The organism is Mesorhizobium sp. CA13 (genome assembly GCF_020165235.1).
Taxonomy (GTDB): Bacteria; Pseudomonadota; Alphaproteobacteria; order Rhizobiales; family Rhizobiaceae; genus Mesorhizobium.
Genome location: NZ_JAIUHS010000020.1, coordinates 31,099 through 53,085, shown reverse-complemented (window position 1 = coordinate 53,085; position 21,987 = coordinate 31,099). Strand labels below are relative to the sequence as shown.

At 64.8% G+C, this 21,987-nt stretch carries 23 protein-coding genes; 4 read left to right on the top strand and 19 right to left on the bottom strand.

The window, feature by feature from the left end; all coding sequences use genetic code 11:
- Positions 1 to 60 precede the first annotated feature (60 nt).
- The 8 genes from LB566_RS29085 to LB566_RS29050 all read right to left on the bottom strand — a co-directional run bounded on the left by LB566_RS29085 (position 61) and on the right by LB566_RS29050 (position 10,886).
- Positions 61 to 420 carry an MmcQ/YjbR family DNA-binding protein gene (locus tag LB566_RS29085; RefSeq protein WP_140500941.1) on the bottom strand — a complete coding sequence of 120 codons (360 nt, stop codon included), beginning with the start codon at positions 418 to 420 and terminating at the stop codon, positions 61 to 63.
- 61 nt (positions 421 to 481) lie between these two features.
- On the bottom strand, positions 482 to 3,088 hold the full coding sequence (gene clpB / locus LB566_RS29080; protein WP_224629449.1) for an ATP-dependent chaperone ClpB: 2,607 nt from the start codon (positions 3,086 to 3,088) through the stop codon (positions 482 to 484).
- Positions 3,089 to 3,307: 219 nt separating this feature from the next.
- The gene (locus tag LB566_RS29075) at positions 3,308 to 4,240 is read right to left on the bottom strand and encodes a DUF4167 domain-containing protein (protein ID WP_224629448.1); all 933 of its coding nucleotides are present in this window, start codon (positions 4,238 to 4,240) and stop codon (positions 3,308 to 3,310) included.
- A gap of 304 nt (positions 4,241 to 4,544) precedes the next feature.
- Positions 4,545 to 5,417, bottom strand: coding sequence for a peptide chain release factor N(5)-glutamine methyltransferase (gene prmC, locus LB566_RS29070; protein WP_224629447.1), 873 nt, complete (start codon positions 5,415 to 5,417; stop codon positions 4,545 to 4,547).
- Entirely contained in the window at positions 5,410 to 6,489 is a 1,080-nt protein-coding gene (gene prfA / locus LB566_RS29065; RefSeq protein ID WP_224629446.1) for a peptide chain release factor 1, read from the bottom strand. The genes prmC and prfA overlap by 8 nt, the downstream gene beginning before the upstream one ends.
- A 10-nt stretch (positions 6,490 to 6,499) precedes the next feature.
- Positions 6,500 to 8,770, bottom strand: a complete 2,271-nt coding sequence (gene ptsP, locus LB566_RS29060; RefSeq protein WP_140553186.1) for a phosphoenolpyruvate--protein phosphotransferase — start codon at positions 8,768 to 8,770, stop codon at positions 6,500 to 6,502.
- An 80-nt stretch (positions 8,771 to 8,850) separates the two neighbouring features.
- A complete protein-coding gene (locus LB566_RS29055) occupies positions 8,851 to 10,104 on the bottom strand; it encodes an aspartate kinase (RefSeq protein ID WP_140553188.1) in 1,254 nt (417 codons plus the stop codon).
- A gap of 209 nt (positions 10,105 to 10,313) precedes the next feature.
- Positions 10,314 to 10,886, bottom strand: a complete 573-nt coding sequence (locus LB566_RS29050; protein WP_224629445.1) for a putative glycolipid-binding domain-containing protein — start codon at positions 10,884 to 10,886, stop codon at positions 10,314 to 10,316.
- Positions 10,887 to 11,098: 212 nt separating this feature from the next.
- Between LB566_RS29050 and ubiG the strand changes: the two genes are divergently transcribed.
- Positions 11,099 to 11,848, top strand: a complete 750-nt coding sequence (gene ubiG / locus LB566_RS29045; RefSeq protein ID WP_224629442.1) for a bifunctional 2-polyprenyl-6-hydroxyphenol methylase/3-demethylubiquinol 3-O-methyltransferase UbiG — start codon at positions 11,099 to 11,101, stop codon at positions 11,846 to 11,848.
- A gap of 6 nt (positions 11,849 to 11,854) precedes the next feature.
- On the opposite strand, the gene LB566_RS29040 is transcribed toward ubiG, so the two are convergent.
- Complete coding sequence (locus LB566_RS29040) at positions 11,855 to 12,769, bottom strand: DMT family transporter (RefSeq protein WP_224629432.1); 915 nt, start codon at positions 12,767 to 12,769, stop codon at positions 11,855 to 11,857.
- 98 nt (positions 12,770 to 12,867) lie between these two features.
- On the opposite strand from LB566_RS29040, the gene LB566_RS29035 reads away from it, so the two are divergent.
- Positions 12,868 to 13,353, top strand: coding sequence for a MarR family winged helix-turn-helix transcriptional regulator (locus LB566_RS29035; protein WP_140558165.1), 486 nt, complete (start codon positions 12,868 to 12,870; stop codon positions 13,351 to 13,353).
- Positions 13,354 to 13,357: 4 nt separating this feature from the next.
- On the opposite strand, the gene LB566_RS29030 is transcribed toward LB566_RS29035, so the two are convergent.
- From LB566_RS29030 to LB566_RS29015, 4 genes are read right to left on the bottom strand one after another with little or no spacing between them, the layout of a single operon-like run.
- A complete protein-coding gene (locus LB566_RS29030; protein WP_140553196.1) occupies positions 13,358 to 13,783 on the bottom strand; it encodes a DUF1178 family protein in 426 nt (141 codons plus the stop codon).
- Entirely contained in the window at positions 13,780 to 14,640 is an 861-nt protein-coding gene (locus LB566_RS29025; protein ID WP_224629430.1) for a carbon-nitrogen hydrolase family protein, read from the bottom strand. The genes LB566_RS29030 and LB566_RS29025 overlap by 4 nt, the downstream gene beginning before the upstream one ends.
- A gap of 10 nt (positions 14,641 to 14,650) precedes the next feature.
- A complete protein-coding gene (gene grxC / locus LB566_RS29020; RefSeq protein ID WP_224629427.1) occupies positions 14,651 to 14,920 on the bottom strand; it encodes a glutaredoxin 3 in 270 nt (89 codons plus the stop codon).
- A gap of 27 nt (positions 14,921 to 14,947) precedes the next feature.
- Entirely contained in the window at positions 14,948 to 15,748 is an 801-nt protein-coding gene (locus tag LB566_RS29015) for a ComF family protein (protein ID WP_224629426.1), read from the bottom strand.
- A 65-nt stretch (positions 15,749 to 15,813) separates the two neighbouring features.
- On the opposite strand from LB566_RS29015, the gene LB566_RS29010 reads away from it, so the two are divergent.
- Positions 15,814 to 16,686, top strand: coding sequence for a methyltransferase domain-containing protein (locus LB566_RS29010; RefSeq protein WP_224629424.1), 873 nt, complete (start codon positions 15,814 to 15,816; stop codon positions 16,684 to 16,686).
- 27 nt (positions 16,687 to 16,713) lie between these two features.
- Here the strand turns inward: LB566_RS29010 and LB566_RS29005 are convergent, their stop codons facing one another.
- The 5 genes from LB566_RS29005 to argJ all read right to left on the bottom strand — a co-directional run bounded on the left by LB566_RS29005 (position 16,714) and on the right by argJ (position 19,933).
- Positions 16,714 to 16,893: a Flp family type IVb pilin gene (locus LB566_RS29005; protein WP_140500916.1), complete on the bottom strand. Its 180-nt coding sequence runs from the start codon at positions 16,891 to 16,893 to the stop codon at positions 16,714 to 16,716.
- A gap of 109 nt (positions 16,894 to 17,002) precedes the next feature.
- The gene (locus LB566_RS29000; RefSeq protein ID WP_224629422.1) at positions 17,003 to 17,317 is read right to left on the bottom strand and encodes a hypothetical protein; all 315 of its coding nucleotides are present in this window, start codon (positions 17,315 to 17,317) and stop codon (positions 17,003 to 17,005) included.
- A 161-nt stretch (positions 17,318 to 17,478) separates the two neighbouring features.
- Positions 17,479 to 17,901: a (deoxy)nucleoside triphosphate pyrophosphohydrolase gene (locus LB566_RS28995; protein ID WP_140553205.1), complete on the bottom strand. Its 423-nt coding sequence runs from the start codon at positions 17,899 to 17,901 to the stop codon at positions 17,479 to 17,481.
- Between the two features lie 8 nt (positions 17,902 to 17,909).
- Complete coding sequence (locus tag LB566_RS28990; RefSeq protein WP_140553350.1) at positions 17,910 to 18,662, bottom strand: GNAT family N-acetyltransferase; 753 nt, start codon at positions 18,660 to 18,662, stop codon at positions 17,910 to 17,912.
- Between the two features lie 29 nt (positions 18,663 to 18,691).
- Entirely contained in the window at positions 18,692 to 19,933 is a 1,242-nt protein-coding gene (gene argJ, locus LB566_RS28985; protein ID WP_224629420.1) for a bifunctional glutamate N-acetyltransferase/amino-acid acetyltransferase ArgJ, read from the bottom strand.
- Positions 19,934 to 20,316: 383 nt separating this feature from the next.
- On the opposite strand from argJ, the gene LB566_RS28980 reads away from it, so the two are divergent.
- On the top strand, positions 20,317 to 20,916 hold the full coding sequence (locus LB566_RS28980; protein WP_224629469.1) for a TetR/AcrR family transcriptional regulator: 600 nt from the start codon (positions 20,317 to 20,319) through the stop codon (positions 20,914 to 20,916).
- A 63-nt stretch (positions 20,917 to 20,979) separates the two neighbouring features.
- Here LB566_RS28980 and LB566_RS28975 read toward each other — a convergent pair whose 3' ends face one another.
- Positions 20,980 to 21,894: a peptidylprolyl isomerase gene (locus LB566_RS28975; RefSeq protein WP_224629418.1), complete on the bottom strand. Its 915-nt coding sequence runs from the start codon at positions 21,892 to 21,894 to the stop codon at positions 20,980 to 20,982.
- Between the last annotated feature and the right edge of the window lie 93 nt (positions 21,895 to 21,987).

The following is a 21,987-nucleotide window of genomic DNA, read 5'->3' as shown; positions in this document are numbered from 1 at the left end:
GCATGGAACAAAGAGCTAAAGCGCGTCGCCTGGATCCGTCGAACGTGACGCGCTCTAGCCTCAGGCAAGTCCCAGTTCCTTTCGCGCCTGCTTCGTCAACTTCAGGGCGACAAGACGATGGCTCTCGCGCAGATAATCCTTCAGCGCGCCATCATCCATGCTCTGGCTTGTCTGGCGCTGGATCCATTTCATGCCGCGCGAGGCAAGGTAGGGTGCGGGTCGCAAGCCCGGCTGCTCCTTCAGCACATCATAGGCAATATCGGAACATTTGAAGGTGATGAAAGGGTCGCGGCCCTCGCTCCAGCCGCCGATGGCAAAGACCTTGGCGCCGACCTTCCAGACATGGGCGCCGCCCCACTGGACGACATGCGATGTGGCGGGCAGCGAGGCGCAGAAGCCGTTATAGTCGTCCAGCGTCATGCGTGCTCCTGCCGAATGGCATGAAAAGGCCGCGCGCCCAGGCCGGGCGCGCGGCGTTCGATCAGGCTGCCGCTTCGGTCGCGACGACCGTCGGCTTCGAACGGAAGTTCAGCCGGTCGGAGCCGGCTGTCACCTTGACGGTCGAGCCGTCGAGGATCTCGCCGAGCAGGATCTTCTCAGCCAGCGGATCCTGCAAGTCTTTCTGCATCACCCGCTTCAGCGGCCGCGCGCCATAGGCAGGGTCGTAACCCTTGGATGCCAGCCAGTCGATCGCCTCCTGGTCCAGCGACAGCGTGATCTTGCGGTCGACCAGCAGGTTTTCCAGCCGCTTGAGCTGGATTTCGACGATGCGGCCCATATCCTGCCGGCGCAGCCGATGGAACAGGATCACCTCGTCGACGCGGTTGAGGAACTCCGGCCGGAACGACGCCTTGACGACGTTCATCACCTCGTCGCGAACCTGGTCGACATCCTGGTCTTCGCCGAGATTGACCAGGTATTCGGCGCCGAGATTCGACGTCATGATGATCAGCGTGTTGCGGAAGTCGACCGTGCGGCCCTGCCCATCGGTGAGCCGGCCGTCGTCGAGCACCTGCAGGAGCACGTTGAACACGTCGGGATGCGCTTTCTCGATCTCGTCGAACAGCACGACCTGATAGGGCCGGCGCCGCACCGCTTCGGTCAGCGCGCCGCCTTCCTCATAACCGACATAGCCGGGAGGCGCGCCGATCAATCGGGCAACCGAATGCTTCTCCATGAACTCCGACATGTCGATGCGCACCATCGCGCTCTCGTCGTCGAACAGGAAGTTCGCCAGCGCCTTGGTCAGTTCGGTCTTGCCGACGCCGGTCGGGCCGAGGAACATGAACGAGCCGATCGGCCGGTTCGGGTCCTGCAGGCCGGCGCGGGCGCGCCGCACTGCCTTGGAAACCGCTTGCACCGCCTCGCCCTGGCCGACGACGCGCTTGCCGATCTCGTCTTCCATGCGCAACAGCTTGTCGCGCTCGCCTTCCAGCATCTTGTCGACCGGAATTCCGGTCCAGCGCGAGACGATGTGGGCGACATGATCGGGCGTGACCACTTCCTCGACCATGCCGGCCTTGCCGTCCTGAGCCTCGGCTTCCTTCAGCTTCTTCTCCAGTTCCGGGATCTTGCCGTAGGCAAGCTCGCCGGCGCGCTGGAACTCGCCCTTGCGCTGGGCGATGGCCAGTTCGTTGCGCGCCTCGTCAAGCTGCTTCTTGAGATCGGCGGCGAGCCCGAGCTTCTGCTTCTCGGCCTGCCACTTCGAGGTCATCTCGGTCGATTCCTCCTCGAGGCTGGCGAGATCCTTCTCGAGCCGGGCAAGCCTGTCCTTCGAAGCCTCGTCCTTCTCGACCTTCAGCGCTTCGCGCTCGATCTTGAGCTGCATGATGCGGCGGTCGATCTCGTCCAGCGCTTCGGGCTTGGAATCGACCTGCATGCGAAGCCTCGAAGCGGCTTCGTCGACGAGGTCGATCGCCTTGTCCGGCAGGAACCGGTCGGCGATGTAGCGGTTGGACAGCGTCGCCGCCGCGACCAGCGCCGAATCGGAAATGCGCACCTTGTGGTGCTGTTCGTATTTCTCCTTCAGGCCGCGCAGGATCGAGACCGTGTCCTCCACCGTCGGCTCCTCGACGAAGACCGGCTGGAAGCGGCGGGCGAGCGCGGCATCCTTCTCCACATGCTTGCGGTATTCGTCGAGCGTGGTGGCGCCGACGCAGTGCAGCTCGCCGCGCGCCAGCGCCGGCTTCAGAAGATTGGACGCATCCATGGCGCCGTCCGCCTTGCCGGCACCGACCAGGGTGTGCATCTCGTCGATGAACAGGATGATCCCGCCGGCAGCGGCAGTGACCTCGGAAAGCACGGCCTTCAGCCGCTCCTCGAACTCACCGCGATATTTGGCGCCGGCGATCAGCGCGCCCATGTCGAGCGCCATCAGCTGCTTGTCCTTCAGCGATTCCGGCACGTCGCCATTGACGATGCGCAGCGCCAGGCCTTCGGCGATCGCCGTCTTGCCGACGCCCGGCTCGCCGATCAGCACCGGGTTGTTCTTGGTGCGGCGCGACAGCACCTGGATGGTGCGGCGGATCTCGTCGTCGCGGCCGATGACCGGATCGAGCTTGCCGGCGCGGGCATCGGCGGTGAGATCGCGCGCATATTTCTTCAGCGCGTCATAGCCCTGTTCGGCGTTCGCCGAATCGGCGGTGCGACCCTTGCGGACATCGTTGATGACCTGATTGAGTGCCTGCGCGGTGACGCCGGCCTTGGCCAGTATGTCTGATGTCTTGGCTGATTTCTCGACCGCCAGCGCCGTCAGCAGCCTTTCGACCGTAACGAAGCTGTCACCGGCCTTCTTGGCCAGTTCCTCGGCCGTCGAAAACACCTTGGCCAGCGGCTGCGCCAGATAGAGCTGGCCGTTGCCGCCCTCCACCTTGGGCATCGCTTCGAGTGCCGTCTCGATGCCGAGCTTGACGTCGCGGACGCTGCCGCCGGCGCGCTCGATGAGCGACGCAGCCAGACCCTCGTCGTCATCGACGAGCACTTTCAGGATATGTTCGGGGGTAAATTGCTGGTGGTTTCGCGAGAGCGCCATGGTCTGCGCGGATTGGATGAAGCCGCGCACGCGCTCCGAGTATTTCTCGATATTCATACCTGTCTCCTTCCATCACCGGCCCGCTTTGCGGCACCGGATCAGATTGCGGTGACGGACCCGCCCGTTAGAGCCGGGTCCAGTTGAGGCTGATATGGTGCGCAACCCGCGAACCCTCAAGACGTCTCGATGGCTGCGAAAGCATAATATTCCGCAGCCGCGCAAAACGAAAACGGCGGAGATTTCTCTCCGCCGTTCAATGCATGGAAGCGTCGCCGCTCAGTTGTCGATGTCGGCGACCGCGGTGTCGGCGTTGCCATTGTCCGTCGGTGCCGCGGCCACCTCGCCAGCGTCGGCATTGTCGTTGCCGCCGGCGATCTGGTCGGCAGTGCCGCGCGGACGGCGCGGACGCCTCGGACGACGGCTGGGACCAGTCTCCGCGGCCGTCGCATTGAGTTCGGCCTGGGCTGCGAGCCCGGCCGGCGACAGGTTCTCGAACAGCGGCGCCGCCTGCTCGACCGGTGCGACGGATTCGGCGGCCTCGGCCTGTTCGGCCGTCTCGTTGCGCTGCTGCTGGGCACCCTGCTCGGCGGGCGAACCATAATCGCCGCGCTGGCTGTTCTGGCCATAGCCGCCATTGGGGCGGCGGTCGCGGTGGCGCCCGCCATTATTGTCGCGGCCGCCACTGTTGCGACCGCCATTATTATCACGATCGCGATTATCACGATCGCGACCGTTTTCCCGGTTCAGCGCGACTTCGGCCGGCATGCCTTCGATAACCGGCTGCGGACCCGCGCCGTGGTTGATCACCGGAACCGGCGCATCCGCAACGTTGTTGCCGGCCCCGCTGTTACCGGCATTGTCGAACTCGTCGCGATCCTCATCGCCATCATCGTCGAATTCGTCGCGATTCTGCTGGACGTTCTGGATCGGCATCTGCGCCTGCGCGGCGGCAATGATGCGGTTATAGTGCTCGGCGTGCTGGAGATAGTTCTCCGCCATCACCCGGTCGCCGGAGCTTTGCGCATCACGGGCAAGGGTAGCGTATTTTTCAGCGATCTGCTGAGCAGACCCGCGGATCTTCACGTCCGGGCCGTTGCTCTCGTAGTTGCGCGTCAGGGGATTTGGCCCCTTGCGGTTGTTGTTATTGTTGTTGCCGCCGCCATTGTTGTTGCGACCGCGCATGCGCCTGTTCTGCTGTTGTGGCCTCATTCGACTCTCTTCATATTGAAATTTTCGAAAACTCTTCACGAACGGTGGCGCTCATGCAGCCAGCCGTTTCGTTTCTTCACCGGCGTTCGCCCGCATCAATTGCGTTGGCGCCACGTGCCATCCTGTTCCGGTTACATCACTTGCCGGACGATTCCCGCACGAAGCTTGGGCGTCGTTTGCGCAAGAAGGCAGCTATTTCCAAGGAAAACCGAATCGCTAAGAGCACTGCCTGCTTCGTCTCATCCGGTTAAGGCGACCCTAGCCGCATTCCCCGGCATTGCCAAGCGGTTTTTTTCGCACTGCGTCAAGGCTTTCCCCGTTGAAAGACAAGAACCCTGTCGTTTCCGCCGAGGTCGCCGAACGCACCGGCGACCGCATAGCCGAACGAGCGAAATATAGCGGTGACCTCGATGTGCTGTGTGTAGCCGATCTCGACCGCAATCCTGCTTCCGGCTTCCAGAAACTTAGCCGCCTCAGCGGCGATGACCCTGTAAGGGGCCAATCCATCCGCGCCGCCATCCAGGGCCAGGCGCGGGTCGAAATCGCGGACTTCATCCTGCAGATTTCCGATGTCTTCCGACCGTATATAGGGAGGGTTTGCGACAATTACATGGTATCGGCCAGAAACTTTTTCGAACCAGTCGGACAGAAGCGCCGTGAACCGGTCGCCAAGCCCCAATTGCGCGGCATTGCGCGTTGCCGTCCTCAACGCCCCTTCCGAAAGGTCGACCCCGGTGGCAATCGCTGCCGGCACGGCGCTGAGCAGCGCCAGCGCGATGGCCCCGGTGCCGGTTCCCAGATCGAGGATGCGGCACTCGCCCTCGCGCATGACGGTTGCCCCGACGAAGGGCAGTATGGCCTCGACCAGCGTTTCGGTGTCGGGCCGCGGCTCGAGCGTTTCCGGCGACAGCGACAGCCGCAACCCGTAGAACTCCCGGTAACCCAGGATGCGGTGCACGGGCTCGCCCCCCGCGCGGCGCTTCAAGGCGCTGTCGATCTGGACAAGAGCGGCCGCATCGACCGCATGTTCGGGATCGGCAATGGCCTGCGTGCGGGTCGTGCCTGAAAAGTGCTCCACGATCAATCTTGCATCGAGCGCAGGATCATCGACCGCGGCCAGGCGCGCTCGCGCTGCCCGCAGCAGCGGCCCCAGCGCCTGGGGCAAAGGATCAGCCATCAAGACCGACATCGGCGAGCAGCTTCGACTGGTGATCGGCGATCAGCGCGTCGATGACTTCGTCGAGTTCGCCCATCATCACCCGGTCGAGCTTGTAGAGCGTCAGGTTGATGCGATGATCGGTAACGCGGCCTTGCGGAAAATTGTAGGTGCGGATGCGCTCCGAGCGGTCGCCGGAGCCGACCTGCGACTTGCGCGATTCCGAGCGCTCCTCGTCGGCCCTGCTGCGTTCCAGGTCGTAGAGCCGGGCCCGCAGGATCTGCATGGCCTTGGCCCGGTTCTGGTGCTGCGATTTCTCCGCCTGCACCACCATGATGCCGGTCGGCAAATGGGTGATGCGCACCGCCGAATCGGTGGTGTTGACGTGCTGACCACCCGAACCCGACGCGCGCATCGTGTCGATGCGGATGTCTTCGGCCCGGATGTCGATGTCGACGTCCTCCGCCTCCGGCAGCACGGCCACCGTCGCCGCCGAGGTGTGGATGCGTCCGCTGGCCTCGGTCGCGGGCACGCGCTGCACCCGGTGGACCCCGGACTCGAATTTCAGATGCGCGAAAACTCCCTTGCCGGAAACCGTGGCGATGATTTCCTTATAGCCGCCGGCGTCGCCCTCGCTGGCCGACACCGTCTCGAACCGCCAGCCGCGCGAAGCGGCATAGCGCTCATACATGCGAAACAGGTCACCGGCGAACAATGCCGCCTCGTCGCCGCCGGTGCCGGCGCGGATTTCCAGGATGGCGTTCTTGTCGTCGGCCGCATCCCTGGGCAGGAGCAGGATCTGGATGTCCTTCTGCAACGCCTCGATGCGCTCCTCGACCCCTGGCAGATCCGCCTCGGCGAGCGCTCGCATCTCGGCATCGGTGCCCTTGTCGGCGAGCATCGCCTCGAGATCGGCCTGCTCGTGCTCGGCCGAGCGCAAGGCTCTGACCTTGGCAACCATATCCTGGAGCTCGGCATATTCCGATGCCATCTTCACATAGGCATCCGGCGTTGGGCCGGCCGACATCTGCGCTTCGAGCATTTCGAAACGCTTGACGACTTGATCCATGCGATCGCGGGGAAGGGAGATCATTGTAAAGGTGCTATAACGGAATGGAGCGGTCGTCGGCAAAGGCCTGCAGCAGAGCCCGCATCGGCAGCCCCTGGGCCGGCGCCATCAGATTGTCGTCGAAGAACGCTTTCAACGCCTCCAGCGGCAGTTCGGTCAGCATCGCCTTGACCGGACCGATCGAAGCGGGCGACATCGAGATGGAGCGGAAACCAAGGCCGACCAGCGCCATTGCCGAGATCGGCTTGCCGGCGAGTTCGCCGCAGAGTGTGACGGGCGTGTGGTTGCGGGCGCCGGCATCGGCGATGGTCTTGAGCACCCGCAGGAACGGCGCCGACAACGTATCGAAGCGGTCGGAAAGCTGCGTGTTGCCGCGGTCGACCGCCATCACGAACTGGAACAGGTCGTTCGAGCCGACCGAGACGAAGTCGACCGCCTTCATCAGCTCGTCGAGCTGGAACAGGAGGGACGGCACCTCCAGCATCGCCCCGAGCTTGAGGCTGGTCGGCAAATGATGGGCAAAGCGCGACAGATGCCGCACCTCGCGGTCGATGATCTCGCGCGCCTGGGCGATCTCGCCGAGTTCGGTGACCATCGGCAGCATCAGCTTGAGCTCCCGCCCGCCGCAGGCTTTCAGCAGGGCGCGGATCTGGGTGCGCAGCAATCCCGGACGGTCCAGCGTCAGGCGGATCGCCCGCCAGCCGAGGGCCGGGTTCTCCTCCTGGATGGCGCCTTTGAAATAGGGCAGCACCTTGTCGCCGCCAATATCGATGGTGCGGAAGGTGACCGGCTTGCCGCGCGCGGCATCGAGCACGTCGCGGTAGAGCCGCTCCTGCGCCTCGGCACGGGGAAAGGTCGAGGCGACCATGAATTGCAATTCGGTGCGGAACAGGCCGATCCCGGCGGCACCCGACTCGGCCAGTTGCGGCAGGTCGACGGCAAGCCCGGCATTCATCAGAAGGTCGACCGCAACGCCATCCTTGGTCACCGACGGCTTCTTGCGCAGTTCGCGGTAGACTTCCTGCCGGCGCGCCCGGAACCGCACCTTTTCGGCATAAGCGGCTTCGAGATCAGACTGCGGACGAAGATGGATCGCGCCTTCCTCGCCGTCGACGATGATGGCATCGCCGTTTTCCGCCATGGAAACGGCGCCCTTCATCTGCCCGGCGACGGGAATGCCCATGGCGCGCGCGACGATGACGACGTGGCTGGTGGCGGCGCCATCCTCGAGCACCAGCCCGCGCAATTTGTCCCGGGGATAATCGAGCAGTTCGGCGGCGCCCATCGAGCGGGCGACGATGATGGCATCCTTCGGCAGCGAGGCGGCGACATCATCAGGCCCGCGTCCCATCAGCTGGCGCAGAAGCCGGTTGGCGAGGTCGTCGAAATCGCTCATCCGCTCGCGCAGATAAGGATCGGTCATGTGCAGCATGCGCGCGCGCATGTCGCTCTGCACCTTTTCGACCGCAGCTTCCGCCGTCAGGCCGTTGCGGATCGCCTCTTCCAGCCGCCGTACCCAGCCGCGGTCATTTGCGAACATGCGGTAGGCTTCCAGCACCTGGCGATGTTCGCCCTCAAAGGCGACATCGCGGCGTTCAAGCATGTCGTCGATGGAAAGCCTGAGCGATCCGAGCGAGGCCTCAAGCCGGCGGACTTCCTCCTCGCTGTCCTCGTTGAACAGGTTGGTGACGACGATGCGCGGCTCGTGCAGCACGACATGACCGAGCCCGACGCCCTCGTTGAAGGACAGGCCGGTGAAGCTGACCGGGCGGCGCAGATCGAGCTCGAGGCCGGGCCGCGTCAGCCGCGCCAGATCGCCGGTGGCGATCATCTCGGCGATCACCATCGCGGTGGTTTCCAGCGCCTCGACCTCGTCGTCGCGGTAATGGCGCATGGTTTTGTTCTGTACCACCAGCACGCCCAGCGTGCGCCCTGCCCTGAGCACCGGCACGCCGAGGAAGGAATTGTAGATCTCTTCCCCGGTTTCCGGCAGGTAGGCGAAGGCCGGATGTTCCTGAGCATTGGACAGGTTGAGCGGCCGCGCGCTGGCGGCGATCGTGCCGACCAGGCCTTGCCCCAACCTGAGCTGCGCCAGGTGCACCGCGTTCGGGTTCAGGCCTTCGGTGGCGTAGAGTTCGAGCACGGAATCGGCGCGCAGCACATAGAGCGAGCACACTTCGGCGACCATGTTGGAGGCAATGTCGCGCACGATGCGGTCGAGCCGCTCCTGCGGCTCCAGCGGCTCCTGCATGAGCTCGCGGAGCCGTTTCAGCAGAACGCGCGGGCCACTGGCCGGGTCACGCATCGCGGCTTCTTCTCCAATAGGCTTCCTGCCGGCGCAGTTTCGGCCGCCGCCGGCACGCACGCAACAACTGATTCAGTCTGCTACTGCTTATCCAGACCGTAGACGGAATGCAAAGTGCGAACCGCGAGTTCCGTGTAAGGACCGTCGATCAGTATCGAAATCTTGATCTCGGAGGTGGTGATGGCGCGGATGTTGATCGCCTTGTCGGCCAGCGCCTTGAAGGCGGTGGCAGCGACGCCGGCATGACTTCTCATGCCGATACCGATGACCGAGACCTTCGACATGCCGGCTTCCGACTGGACGACGTCGTAGCCGATATCAGCCTTCAGCCGGTCGAGCACGGCCAGCGCCTTGTCCACGTCTCCGGAGGGCACCGTGAAGGTCATGTCGGTAAGCTTGCCGTCCTCTGAAATGTTCTGGACGATCATGTCTACGTTGATGTTGGCCTCGGCCAGCGGCCCGAAGATGCCGGCGGCGACGCCCGGCCGGTCGCCGACACGGCGCAGCGAAATCTGCGCCTCGTCCTTGGCATAGGCAATTCCGGTGACGACCTGCTGTTCCACGATCTCTTCCTCGTCGCAAATAAGCGTTCCGGGCGGATTGAGCAAATCCCCCATTCCGGGCGCGTCGGGATCGTCGAAGGACGACCGCACGAAGGTACGCACCCTGTGCACCATGGCAAGCTCGACCGAACGCACCTGCAGAACCTTGGCGCCGAGCGAGGCCATTTCAAGCATTTCCTCGAACGATATCTTGGCCAGCCGCCGCGCCTTGGGCTCGATGCGCGGATCGGTGGTGTAGACCCCGTCGACGTCGGTATAGATGTCGCAACGGTCGGCTTTGACGGCGGCCGCGATCGCAACCGCGCTGGTGTCGGAGCCGCCGCGGCCAAGCGTTGCGATGCGGTTGTCCGGTCCGATGCCCTGGAAACCGGCGATGACAGCCACCTGGCCCTCGCCGAAGCGCTTGACCAGGAAGGCGCCGTCGATGTCGAGGATACGTGCCGCGCCATGCGCGTTGTCGGTCTTGATCGGGATCTGCCAGCCCTGCCAGGAGCGGGCGTGCACGCCCATGTTCTGCAAGGTGATCGCCAGGAGGCCTGCCGTCACCTGCTCGCCGGACGCGACGACGGCATCATATTCGCGCGCGTCGTGCATCGGCGAGGCTTCGCGCGTCCAGCCGACCAATTCGTTGGTCTTGCCGGCCATCGCCGAGACCACCACCGCCACCTCGTGGCCGGCATCGACCTCCCGTTTGACGTGACGCGCTACATTGCGGATGCGGGCGATGTCGGCGACGGAGGTTCCGCCGAATTTCATCACGATGCGCGCCATGGAAGCGAAATGCCTTTGACTGAAGCCGGCCCGAGGCCGAAAAACCGAGGAAAGCGCCCGACTGGCGCCGGCCGCTGAATGCGCGGCCTCCTTAGCCAAAACATCCAGGCTTCGCAAGCGACGGCTCATAAGAAGAGCGCCGCGCGCGGGCTGGACTGTACTTCATTTTGCGCAGGGCCCAACCGGCAACGCCCACACGGCGACGGGCGTCAGCCCGGGCGGGCGACGCTTTTCCACAAATGTGGATAGTCGAGCACGAAGCCGAGTGGAGAGACCTCCAGAACCGCCTCATAGCCGAACGCCGGCGCGGCATAGGCATAGCGGGCCGCGTCGAGGCGCCTGTAGGTCTGGTCGAGCCGCGTCATTCTGAGCTCGGGAAAGGCCAGATAGGCGGCCGGCGCGGGCGTCGCCTCGCCGACGGCGAGCGCGAACCGGCGGATCGCCAGGAGGTTCGAAGCCGGCGTGAAGCCGAGGTCGACGTCGATCAGGCCGTCCACCTCCGGCTGCCGCTCGCCATCCAGCGCCCAGGAGCCGTCAGTATGGCGCTCGATCCCCAGGGAAAGCTCTTGCGGGCCGAGAAAGCCCTCGATCCGTGCCGAGCGCGTATGCCAGCCGGCATCGCAATCCACCTCATAGGCGATGCAACACGGCTTGTCGTCTTGCAGGAAGATGGCCTGCCCCTTCAGGCCGGGCCCGCCGGGCCGCTGCGAGAGCATGCAGGAATCGTGACCTTCAAGGTCGAGCCTGCGCCAAAGGATCGATGCGGTCTGAATCACGGCCATCTCCTTTTTTCCACACGATTTTCCTTTTTTCGCACGCCGCCGCTTTTTTGTTTCGGCCGAGGTGCCCCCGAGCTGACATGTCCTGACAGAGAGCCGCCGGCAATACAGGGCGCTTGTCTGCGGTGCCGGCCTCGCACTGTCAGCAGGCGAAAATGCAGCCTTGACTTTCCCTCCCCCACGCCCGACTTGCTAGCGTCCGAGGAGACCAATCGATGCCAGAACCCCGACGATCGACGATCGATGCCGGAGAAGTGGAGCGCTTTTCCGCCCTTGCCGCCGAATGGTGGAACCCGAACGGCAAGTTCCGGCCGCTGCACAAGTTCAACCCGGTCCGTCTTGCCTATATACGCGACCAGGTGGCAGCGCGCTTCGGCCGCGATCCGCGCGCGGCACGGCCATTCGAAGGTCTGCGCTTTCTCGACATCGGTTGCGGCGGCGGCCTGCTGTGCGAACCGATGGCGCGGCTTGGCGCCGAAGTGGTCGGCGCCGATGCTTCCGCCACCAATATCGAAGTGGCCAAATTGCACGCCGCCGAAGTCGGCGTGACGATCGACTACCGCGCCACCACGGCCGAGGACCTGGCCGACGCCGGCGAAAAATTCGACGTTATCCTCAATATGGAAGTGGTCGAGCATGTCGCCGACATCGACCTGTTCGTCGCCAAATGCGGCGAGATGGTCAAGCCTGGCGGCATCATGTTCGTGGCCACGATCAACCGCACGCTGAAGGCGCTAGGGCTGGCCATCATCGGCGCCGAATATGTGCTGCGCTGGCTCCCGCGCGGCACTCATCAGTTCGGCAAGCTGGTGCGCCCGGAAGAGCTGGAAAAGGCGCTCGGCGGCGCGGGCCTGACCGTCATCGACCGCACCGGCGTCGTCTACCACCCGCTCGCCGACCGCTGGCAGCGGTCGAAAGACATGGACGTCAACTACATGGTGCTGGCGGAAAAGGGCACGGTCTGAACCGGCTCACGCCGCCTGACTCTGCGCCCTCGCGCTGGTCCGGCTTTGCGCCTTGGTGGTGATGAACACGCCGGCCGTGATGATGACAGCGCCTGCCCAGGTCAGCAGCTGATAGTGCTCGCCGAGGAAGATCGTGCCGGCAAACAGCCCGACGGCCGCCGCCACATAGCCGATCTGGCTGAGATAGACCGGGCCGCCCACCGCCTGGAGCCTGAAGAAGAACGCGAACATTGCCGAAGCCGACGCCATCTGCGCGACGACCACAAGCGGTACCGCGCCCAGCGGAACAAACGCTTGCCAGCCGAAAAGCGTCAGGATGCCGACGAGAAGCAAGGTCGCCGACGCCAGATGGCTGCCCACGGCAAGCTCGATCGGGCCGGTTCCTTCGGGCCAGTCGACGGTGCGGTAGATGTTGCCGGCGGCAAGGCTGACCGGGATCAGCAATCCGATCGTCACCCAGAAATAATCGGCCGGTTGGCCGGCCTCGCCGCGAGTGAGCGCGACCATGACCGCACCGATGAAGCCGACGGCAATGCCGATCACGCCGAGCAGGTTGGGGCGCCGCACGCCAAGCACGATCGAGAATACAAGCGTGATCACCGGCGACAGCGTGAACATGATGCCCGTGTATCCCGCGCCGAGATGCGGGATGGCCGAAAACATCAGGAGGTTTGGAAAGGCATAGGACACTGCCGCCGTGACGAAGAAATAGCGCAGCTTGCGCGCTGTAAGCTTGACGCGCTCGCCACGCAGCAGGAGAGCCAGCAACAGCACGCCGCCGGCGCCGAGCGAAATGACGAAGGCCCAGACCATGGCCGGAACGCCGGCGGCGGTCGCCAGCTTGCCGAACGGCAGCGTCAGGCCAAGCAGGCCGCCTGTCACGACCAGCAGGCCAAGTGCCGAATCCCAGAGAAATTTCATCTGATGGTCCTCGTCATCGTCGCCGGCACTTGGCCGCCACTTCATTTTCCGATAAGATACCGAAAAGATTCTTAACGTCAAGATACATGGCGGAACAGATGGACAGGGCGGCAAAAGCGATCGAGCAATGGAACAGGGAGCGGCCGGACCTTGACGTCTCGCCGATGGGCGTGATCGGGCGGTTGAATGAAGCATCCTCGCTGATTGCCCGCGAGCGCCTCGCGCCGTTGTTTGCGCGCTATGGATTGCAGGCCGGCGAATTCGACGTGCTGGCTACGTTGCGCCGCTCGGGCGCGCCCTACGCGCTGACCCCGACCGCCCTTTACGAGGCGACGATGGTGACTTCGGGCGCCATGACCAACCGGCTCGACCGGCTCGAAACCTCAGGGTTGATCGTGCGCGGTCCGCATCCCAACGACCGGCGCGGCATCGTCGTGCGGCTGACTGAAAAAGGTCTCGCTTTGATCGACGAGGCCGTTACTGCCCATGTCGCCAACGAGCACGAGATTCTTTCCGGCCTTACGCAAGCCGAACGCGAAACGCTTTCGCGCCTGCTTGAAAAATTGATCGGCAGCGTGAGCTGACCGCTCAGTTCCGATCCTCCGGAAACACCGGGATCGGCATGAACTCGACGCCGTCCTCGGCCAGGCTCTTGGCCTCCTCCAGCGTCGCCTCGCCATAGATGCCGCGCGGGTCGGTCTCGCCGAAATGGATCTTGCGCGCTTCCTCGGCGAATTTGTCGCCGACATAATCGGCATTCTCGCGAACCTTCTCGGCCATTGCCTTCAGTTGCGCCAGCGCCTGCTTCTGCGCCTCGCCCATGGCGAGCGCTATCGTTTCCTGCTTGCGCGCCGTCGACACGGCCGGCGCCATCAGGGCTTTCTCCACCTTGTGCGAGCCGCAGCTCGGGCAATCGACAAAGCCACGCTTCTTCTGCGTATCGAAATCGTCATTGCTGCGGAACCAGCCCTCGAACTCGTGCTCGTTTTCGCAGGTCAGGGAGAAGCGGATCAAGAGGCCGCTCCCCTGAGACGCGATGTCTCGGACGAACCGGCGTTGACAGCGAAATCCCGCGCATTTCTCAGATTGGGGATCTTCTTGCGCGCTGCCAGCGACTGCGCCGGGTCGATCTCGGCGACGATCACCGCCGGCTCATTGTGCGCCGCCTCCGCGATGACGCGGCCCCAGGGATCGACGACCAGCGAATGGCCATAGGTTTCGCGACCGTCCTCGTGAAGGCCGCCTTGCGCAGCGGCCACGACATAGGCGCCGTTCTCGATGGCGCGGGCCCTGAGCAGCACGTGCCAATGCGCCTCGCCGGTTTGGCGGGTGAAGGCGGCGGGCACGGAAAGCAGGTCGGCGCCGGCCAGCGCCTCGGCGCGGAACAGTTGCGGAAACCGCAGGTCATAACAGACGGCAAAGCCCAGCTTGGCGCCTCCGAGGGTCGTGACGACCGCCTCGGTGCCGGGCTCGTAGGTCGCGGATTCGCGCCAGCTCTCGCCATTGTCGAGATCGACGTCGAACATGTGGATCTTGTCATAGGACGCGAGTGTGGTGCCGTCCGGACCGAACAGCAGCGCGCGGTTGGCGAGCTTGCCGTCGGCGCGCAGGATGGCGGTCGAGCCGATATGCAGGTGGACGCCAAGTTCGCGCGCCAGTCTGCGCGCGGTCGCGACGATGATGTCCTTGTCCTCTGAGGTGAAAGACGCGGCCTTCTTGTCGCGCACCAGTGCTCCGGTCATTTCCGGTGTCTGGATGTAGCTGGCCCCCTGGCCGGCTGCCTCGCGCACCAGCCGCTCGAGCTCGATTGCGTTGCGCTCCGGCCTCTCGCCCGAACGCATCTGGATCGCGGCCGCCTTGAAAACACCCATCGTCATATCCTCAATTCGTCGAGCCATTGGCGAGCAACTTGTCCAGCCGGCCTTGCGCCTCCAGCTCGTGGAGGTCGTCGCAGCCGCCGACATGCGTGTCGCCGACGAAAATCTGCGGAAAGGTCGTGCGGCCACGGGCGCGCGAAATCATCTCCTGGCGCAGTTCCGGTGAAAACGACGCGTCATGCTCCGTATAGGCGATGCCCTTGCGCTCGAGCAGCCGTTTGGCGGCCGTGCAGTAGCCGCACATCATGCGTGTATAGATGGTGACGTCGACCATGACGAATTTCCACTGTTTGTTGCCGACTTATATAGTCGTGGACTCGTCGGCCCGAAAGTCCCCCGGCAGCACGCGTGCGAAGGTCAGCACGTCGACGGCGCCGGCCCCTGATTTTTTCAGCGCCTTGCTGGCGGCGCGAACAGTGGCGCCCGTGGTGTAGACGTCGTCGATCAAAAGCACGCGGCGGCCGGCGATCTCGATTTCTGCTTCGGCGGGCACGCGAAAGGCGGCCCGCACATTGTCCTCGCGCTGTTGCCGCTCCAGCCCGACCTGCTGGCGGGTGAGTTTCACCCGCCGCATGGCGGAAGGTGCGAAAGACAGGCCGCTCAATTCGCAAACGGCGCGCGCCAGTTCGGCCGACTGGTTAAAGCGCCGCCTGAAAAAACGCCGCCAGTGCAGCGGCACCGGCACCACCACATCCGCCTCGGCAATGAGGTCGGCGCCGGCGCGCAGCATCCAGCGCGCCATCCACGGCGCCAGGTCGGTGCGATCCTGGTATTTCAGCCCCTGCACCATCTGGCGGGCGACACCGGAATAGGCGACGGCCGCCCGCGCCCGCTCGAAGGGCGGCGGATCGGCGATCGCCTCGGCGGACAGGAAGCCCTCTCCCATATGGTGGGCGAAGGGCGTGCCCATCACCGGGCACCAGGGCCGCTCCAGGAGGCGCAGCTTCGGCCAGCAGACCCCGCACAGAACGCCGGGCTGCGAGACATGCCTGCGGCAGCCGGCACAGACCGGCGGGAACAGGATGCGCGCCGGCCAGTTCGCCGCCGACCGTGCAAGGTTCCTGATGTCCAGAGGCTTGATCTTGGGCATGGGATCGGCCACGTGGTGGGTGTTGCGCGCGACTATATCAACTCCATCGGGGAATGGACAAACAAGGATCTTCCCGTTTGCTGCCGATAATGGAAACCTCACTGTGGCTGGCGCACAAGCGGCGCGCGCTCGATCATCCGGTCGGTGGCGCGGATTTCCTGATGCGGCGCAGTGCCGACGATCTTGCTGATCGGCTGGGTGCCGTGGAGCGCAGGTTTAGCAAGGCAGCGGTGCTGTTTTGCCAGACGTCGGCCGCGGCCGACATCCTCGCCGCGAGCGGCAAGGTGGCGGATATCGTCCGGGTCGAGGCGGATGCGGCTTTCCTGGGCGATTCCGCCGGCTTGGTAGCGCCGCTGGAAACCGTGCCCTTCGAGCCGCAAAGCCTCGATCTGGCGGTGTCGCTTCTGTCGCTGCAGGCCATGAACGACATTCCCGGCATGCTGGTGCAGATCCGCCGTGCCCTGCGTCCGGACGGGCTTTTCCTCGGCGCCTTCGCCGGCGCCGGCACGCTCGGCGAATTGCGTGAAAGCCTGCTGGCGGCCGAGACCGAGCTTTACGGCGGCGCCAGCCCGCGCGTCATTCCGTTCACCGACGTTCGCGACGCGGGAGCGCTCCTGCAGCGCGCCGGCCTCGCTCTGCCGGTCGCCGATGTCGAGACGGTGACGGTGCGCTATGACAGCCTTTTCAACCTGATGGCCGATTTGCGCGCCATGGGCGAAACCAGCGCGCTTGCCGATCGCAGCCGGCGGCCGGGCACACGCCAGCTGTTCGCCCGCACCGCGCAAATCTACGCCGAGCGGTTTTCGGATCCCGACGGCCGCATCCGCGCAAGCTTTTCGATGGTCTGGATGTCCGGCTGGGCGCCCGATGCATCGCAGCAAAAGCCGCTCAAGCCGGGTTCGGCCAAGATCTCGCTGAAGACTGTGTTGGAGCAGCCCAAGGGGCAATGACAGTGTCCGCGGACGCAGACAGCCAGATCAGGGTGCGAAAGCGTTGGCAAGCCTGCTGCCATTGTCGCTGAACAGCCAGGTGATCGCGTTGAAGACCTGGCTGATGCCGCCGACGATCGTCAGCGACAGTACGGCGACGATCAAGCCGTATTCGACGGCCGTGGCGCCCTTTTCATCGTTCAGGAAACGCAGCAGCACTGTTTTCATCACGTCGATCCCTCTTGCCGGAACCATACCGCCGACCTGTTAAGAAAGGTTAACGGCACAGGCTTAATAGGCGATGAAACCGCCGCCTCTGAAAATGTCTTGGACCCGATCAGCAGTCGCCGCTGGTCCCGCCGTCGGATCGGATGATGCAGACCGAATCGGGCTGCGGCTGCAGCACGCTGCGGCGCACGGTATAGATTTCGCGACGAGTGATCGAACCAGTGGCTGTCATGTCGAGACCGCCGGCAAAATTCCGAGCCGATTGCGAGCGCGTCTGGCTGTCCAGGAAGGGCGTCGCGATCAGGGCCAGCGCCACCGCGGCCGAACCGAACAGCAGCGTGACGCGCAGCACGCCCATGCCCGCATCCGCGGCGCGAAAGCTGCGGTCGGGCCGGATAGAGTCCCATTCCCTTTCAAGGCTCATGCTGTCGCTCCCCAGAAAATCGCCGGCACGGCCGCGACGAGGCGGCAGCCTTGCATCAATTTTTCATGATGAGATAAATCTTCCATTAATACCGGTCATGCGGCAATGCTGGCTGTTGCGGCCCGCAGCGCCGCTCGGCCGCAGGCGGGGGTCTGTTTCGCCTACAGAAGGTCGATCAGGAACGGGATCAGCGGAGCGTCGGCCGGCGGCATCGGGTAGTCGCGCATCTGCTTGGGCCGCACCCATTTCAGCGCCTGCCCCTCCTTCGGCTGGGCGATACCGCGAAAGCGGCGGCAGATGAACAGCGGCATCAAAAGATGGAAATCGTCGTAGCTATGGCTGGCGAAGGTGAGCGGCGCCAGGCACGGGATCTCGGTCTCGATGCCGATCTCCTCATAGAGTTCGCGGATAAGGCATTGCTCCGGCGTCTCGCCGGGCTCGACCTTGCCGCCGGGAAACTCCCAAAGCCCGGCAAGCTGCTTGCCCTCGGGCCGCTGCGCCAGGAGCACGCGCCCGTCGGCGTCGACCAGGGCGCAGGCGGCGACCAGGAGCAGGCGCTTGCCGGCGATCATCACATCATCCATGCCCGATTTCACCCATGAACAGGCGGCCGGCGGTAATGATAGCGATAGACTTCGTTGAAGCCGAGCGAATGATAGAGCGCCAGCGCCGGCACATTGCCGGCCTCGACCTGCAGCCAGGCTTCCCGCGCGCCGCGCAGCCGCGCCCATTTCAGCGCTGACAGGATCAGATTGCGGCCGTGGCCCTTGTTGCGCGCCGACTTGTCGGTGGCGACCTCGAACAGGCCGGCGAGATCGCCATCATGGACGCAGATCAGCGTCGCCAGTGGTTCCGCTCCAGCCTCGAGCGCGAACAACCCGGCCTCGGGCTGGATGGCGCCGATGATCTCCGACAGGCCAGGCCGCAGCGACGCGTCTGAGCCGCTGACCTTGAGCGACGCGCCGATGAAGCGGCTGATGTCCTTCAACGGGATCTGGTCCATGGCGGCGTCGAGCTGCGCATCCGCCAGCGGCAGCCGCATCACCAGCGATTCGTCGAACCGGCTCCAACCCTCGCGGTCGAGATGGCTGGCCAGATCCGGACCCGATAGCGGCGACATGCGGAAGGTCAGCGGCCTGCCATAGGCATCGAAACGGCGGCTGGCGCGGCCGATGCGGTCAGCGATGTGCTGGGTGTCGCCGGGATCGAGCGGATTGACCGAGTTCAGCCGCTTGGCCGGATGTCCGGCCGTCAGCCGCACCACCCAGGTGCCATCGTAGTGGACTGCCGCCGCGGGCCAGGCGCGGAACCCGGCCGCCTCATAGCGGCGCACTGTCGCCAGCATGCTGGCCGGATGTTTGGAAACCAAGTCCGTCAGCTCCGGTAGTCGCCGTTGATGGCGACGTATTCCTTGGTGAGGTCGCACGTCCACACGGTCGCCTTGCCGCGGCCGATGCCGATATCGGCGCGGATGCGGATGTCGTCGCGCTTCATATAGGCCGAGGTCGCTTCCTCCGAATAGGCCGGATCGCGCTCACCCTCATGCGCCAGCCTGTTATCGCCGAACCAGATCGACAGGCGGTCGCGGTCGGCCGGCTCGCCGGCCTTGCCGACGGCCATGACGACGCGGCCCCAATTGGCGTCCTCGCCGGCGACCGCGGTCTTGACCAGCGGCGAATTGGCGATCGAGAGTGCGATGCGCTTGGCCGAGCGCGCCGATTTCGCGCCGGTGACGGTGACTTCGACCTGCTTGCGGGCGCCCTCACCGTCGCGCACCACTTGCAGCGCCAGCGACTTCAGCACCTTGCCGAGCGCACGGCGGAATGCGCCGAGGCGGGCGTCCTTGGAATCGGTTATCTCCGGCGCGCCGCGTTTGGCGGCCTTTCCGGTGGCGAAGAGCAGCAGCGTGTCGCTGGTCGAGGTGTCGCTGTCGACGGTCACCGCGTTGAAGGTCTTGGCCGTGCCGCGCGACAGCAGATCCTGCAGCACGGGGGCGGTGATCGGCGCATCGGTGGCGACGAAGGACAGCATCGTGGCCATGTCGGGTGCGATCATGCCGGCGCCCTTGGAAATGCCGTTGATGGTGACATCGGTGTCGCCGAGCTTGACGGTCTGCGTCGCCACCTTCGGATAAGTGTCCGTGGTCATGATGGCCTTGGCCGCCTCGGTCCACAGGTCGGGCTTGCCGTTGCTGACCAGACCAGCCAGCAGATGGCTGAACTTGGTTGTGTCGAGCGGCTCGCCGATGACGCCGGTCGAGGCCAGGAACACCTCGCCCGGCGTGCAGCCGGCAGCCTTGGCCGCCGCTTCGCCCGTCAGCGCGGTGGAGTCCTGGCCCTTCTTGCCGGTGAAGGCATTGGCGTTGCCGGAATTGACGACGAGCACCCGGGCCTTGCCCGCGGCAAGGTTCTGCCGGCAGAAATCGACTGGCGCCGAGGGGCATTTCGACTTTGTGAACACGCCGGCGACCGCCGTGCCGGGCTCGAAGACCATGGCCAGGAGATCGGTGCGGTTCTTGTATTTTATCCCCGCTTCGGCGGTGGCGATGCGCACCCCCTCGATCTCAGGCATCTTGGGGTATTTCTTCGGCGCGAGCGGCGAAATCGTCGTGGACATGGGACCTCGGACGGGAAAAGTCGGCGGAGAAACGCCGGTTTGCCCGATACGGCGCGCCCGCGCAAGGCGTTTTGGTGGTCGCGTGAGGACCGGAATTGGCCTTGACCGGTTCGCAGCCGGCTCCGTTGCAGTTCGTTGGCGCCGCCCTGCCCAGGTTGCGATCCCCGCAAGGGCAGCTTCTGACCCTGGCCCTGGTATTCTGGGAGCCGTTGCGGCTCGGCGCGGGCGCGCGGCAGGAGTTGGGCAGCACCGATGACCGCCTGCGCATCGTGCGGGAGACATGGCAGGCAAAATGTCCCTGCGTGAGCCGCCAAGAACGGGCCGTTTCGTTTCATCCTCGGATCACTTATATTGCCGGCCTAACCGACGGCGAGGGCGACAGGATGGCCGAAGAGGCGGATACGGCGCGTAAATCCATTGGTGCGCGGCGCAATCCCGACAGCGCGGAAGCCATTCTCGATGCCGCCGAGGCGGTGTTGGTCGACGCCGGCTATGCTGGCTTCTCGATCGAGGCCGTGGCGCGGCGGGCGCGTGCCGGCAAGCCGACCATCTATCGCTGGTGGCCGAGCAAGGCCTCGCTGCTGCTGGAGGTCTACCAGCGCCAGAAACGCGTCGATATTCCCGATACGGGAAGGCTGGAAGAGGATCTCGTCGGCTTCCTCAAGAACCTGTTCGCGCACTGGCGCGAGACGTCGTCGGGCAGCGTGTTCAGGTCGCTGATCGCCGAGGCGCAGTCGGACGAAACGGCGGCCGCGGCCCTTGCCGGCTATACAGGCGGGCGCCGGGCCTACACCGGCCAGATCATCGAGCGCGCCAAGGCAAGGGGCGAGGTCGCGGCCTATGTGGATCCGGGTGTGGCCGCCGACCTGGTGGCTTCCTATGCCTGGCGGCAGCTCCTGACCAACCGGCTCGACGAGGACGAGGCGACGATCCGCACGGTGGTCGCCTACCTCCTGCGAGGCATAGAAGGGCCCAACGGCTGAACTGACGCAAAAAGGGCGCGGTGCCCTTTGGCAACCGCGCCCCTTTTTTGAAACCGTTCTGGCTTACTTGGCGCTTTCCATCGTATCGACGGCCTTCTTCAAATTGGCGTCGGGAATTTCGACCTTGGCATCGGCGCGCAGCGACTTGACCAGCGCGAAATACTTGTCGCGGATGACCGCCTGCTTGGCCTGGTCCTTGACGTCGTCGAAGGCCGGCGGCTGCTTGGTGCGCTTGTCCTCGAGCTTGATGACATGCCAGCCGAACTGTGACTGCACCGGCTGTTCGGTGTATTTGCCGACCTCAAGCGCGAAAGCGGCCTTGTCGAATTCCGGCACCATCTGGCCAGGTCCGAACCAGCCGAGATCGCCGCCGCTGGTCTTGCCGCTCGGATCCGAGGTGTGCTCGTTGGCGAGCTTCTGGAAATCGGCGCCGCCGTCGAGTTGCTTGATGATCGCCTCGGCCTCTTCCTTCGTCTTCACGAGGATGTGACGGGCATGCACCTCGTTGACCGGCGGCGTGTTGGCGATCTCCTGGTCGTAGCGGGCGCGGATCTCGGCGTCGGTGACCTTGTCGACGACGCCTTTCTCGACCATCTCGCCATGCAGCGCGCGCTGCTGCAGGAAGGCCATGCGGCGCTGGAAATCGGGATCCTTGTCGAGACCGGTCGAGACGGCCTTGGCGGCCATGACGCGGATCTCGATTGCGGCCGAAAGCGCCGCGGCGCGGCGTTGCTCGGCCGGGAGTTGCGCGAACTGCTGCGACAGCTCGCCTTCGGCAAGCACGAGATCTGCTTCGGTGAGGGGTTGGCCGTTGACGGTTGCGACCACGGTATTCGGATCGACCGGTGCCGCCGGTGCGGCCGGTGCCGGCTGGGCCGGTGCGGTTTCCTGCGCCATCAGCGGCGACAGGCAAAGAGCCGACAGGCCGACGGCCAAGCCGAGGCTGGCGAGCGACGCACGGCGGAACAACAAGGACATTAAGATGACTCCGATGAGGATGTGAAGGACGGGAGGCTTCCAGATCAGCCAGATTGTGGCCGAATTTGGCGCGACCGGCAGGGCCGGCGCGGC

Bases quoted from the DNA above. Each gene is read 5' to 3' on its own strand.
- LB566_RS28990 (WP_140553350.1), bottom strand. From the start codon at position 18,662: ATGCTGGCGACAGTGCGCCGCTATGAGGCGGCCGGGTTCCGCGCCTGG.
- ubiG (WP_224629442.1), top strand. From the start codon at position 11,099: ATGCCAGAACCCCGACGATCGACGATCGATGCCGGAGAAGTGGAGCGC.
- ptsP (WP_140553186.1), bottom strand. From the start codon at position 8,770: ATGCGTGACCCGGCCAGTGGCCCGCGCGTTCTGCTGAAACGGCTCCGC.
- LB566_RS29040 (WP_224629432.1), bottom strand. From the start codon at position 12,769: ATGAAATTTCTCTGGGATTCGGCACTTGGCCTGCTGGTCGTGACAGGC.
- prmC (WP_224629447.1), bottom strand. From the start codon at position 5,417: ATGGCTGATCCTTTGCCCCAGGCGCTGGGGCCGCTGCTGCGGGCAGCG.
- clpB (WP_224629449.1), bottom strand. From the start codon at position 3,088: ATGAATATCGAGAAATACTCGGAGCGCGTGCGCGGCTTCATCCAATCC.
- LB566_RS29035 (WP_140558165.1), top strand. From the start codon at position 12,868: ATGGACAGGGCGGCAAAAGCGATCGAGCAATGGAACAGGGAGCGGCCG.
- LB566_RS29085 (WP_140500941.1), bottom strand. From the start codon at position 420: ATGACGCTGGACGACTATAACGGCTTCTGCGCCTCGCTGCCCGCCACA.
- LB566_RS29000 (WP_224629422.1), bottom strand. From the start codon at position 17,317: ATGAGCCTTGAAAGGGAATGGGACTCTATCCGGCCCGACCGCAGCTTT.
- LB566_RS29050 (WP_224629445.1), bottom strand. From the start codon at position 10,886: ATGGCCGTGATTCAGACCGCATCGATCCTTTGGCGCAGGCTCGACCTT.
- grxC (WP_224629427.1), bottom strand. From the start codon at position 14,920: ATGGTCGACGTCACCATCTATACACGCATGATGTGCGGCTACTGCACG.
- LB566_RS29075 (WP_224629448.1), bottom strand. From the start codon at position 4,240: ATGAGGCCACAACAGCAGAACAGGCGCATGCGCGGTCGCAACAACAAT.
- LB566_RS28980 (WP_224629469.1), top strand. From the start codon at position 20,317: ATGGCCGAAGAGGCGGATACGGCGCGTAAATCCATTGGTGCGCGGCGC.
- prfA (WP_224629446.1), bottom strand. From the start codon at position 6,489: ATGATCTCCCTTCCCCGCGATCGCATGGATCAAGTCGTCAAGCGTTTC.
- LB566_RS29055 (WP_140553188.1), bottom strand. From the start codon at position 10,104: ATGGCGCGCATCGTGATGAAATTCGGCGGAACCTCCGTCGCCGACATC.
- LB566_RS28995 (WP_140553205.1), bottom strand. From the start codon at position 17,901: ATGGATGATGTGATGATCGCCGGCAAGCGCCTGCTCCTGGTCGCCGCC.
- LB566_RS29005 (WP_140500916.1), bottom strand. From the start codon at position 16,893: ATGAAAACAGTGCTGCTGCGTTTCCTGAACGATGAAAAGGGCGCCACG.
- argJ (WP_224629420.1), bottom strand. From the start codon at position 19,933: ATGTCCACGACGATTTCGCCGCTCGCGCCGAAGAAATACCCCAAGATG.
- LB566_RS28975 (WP_224629418.1), bottom strand. From the start codon at position 21,894: ATGTCCTTGTTGTTCCGCCGTGCGTCGCTCGCCAGCCTCGGCTTGGCC.
- LB566_RS29025 (WP_224629430.1), bottom strand. From the start codon at position 14,640: ATGGGTGTTTTCAAGGCGGCCGCGATCCAGATGCGTTCGGGCGAGAGG.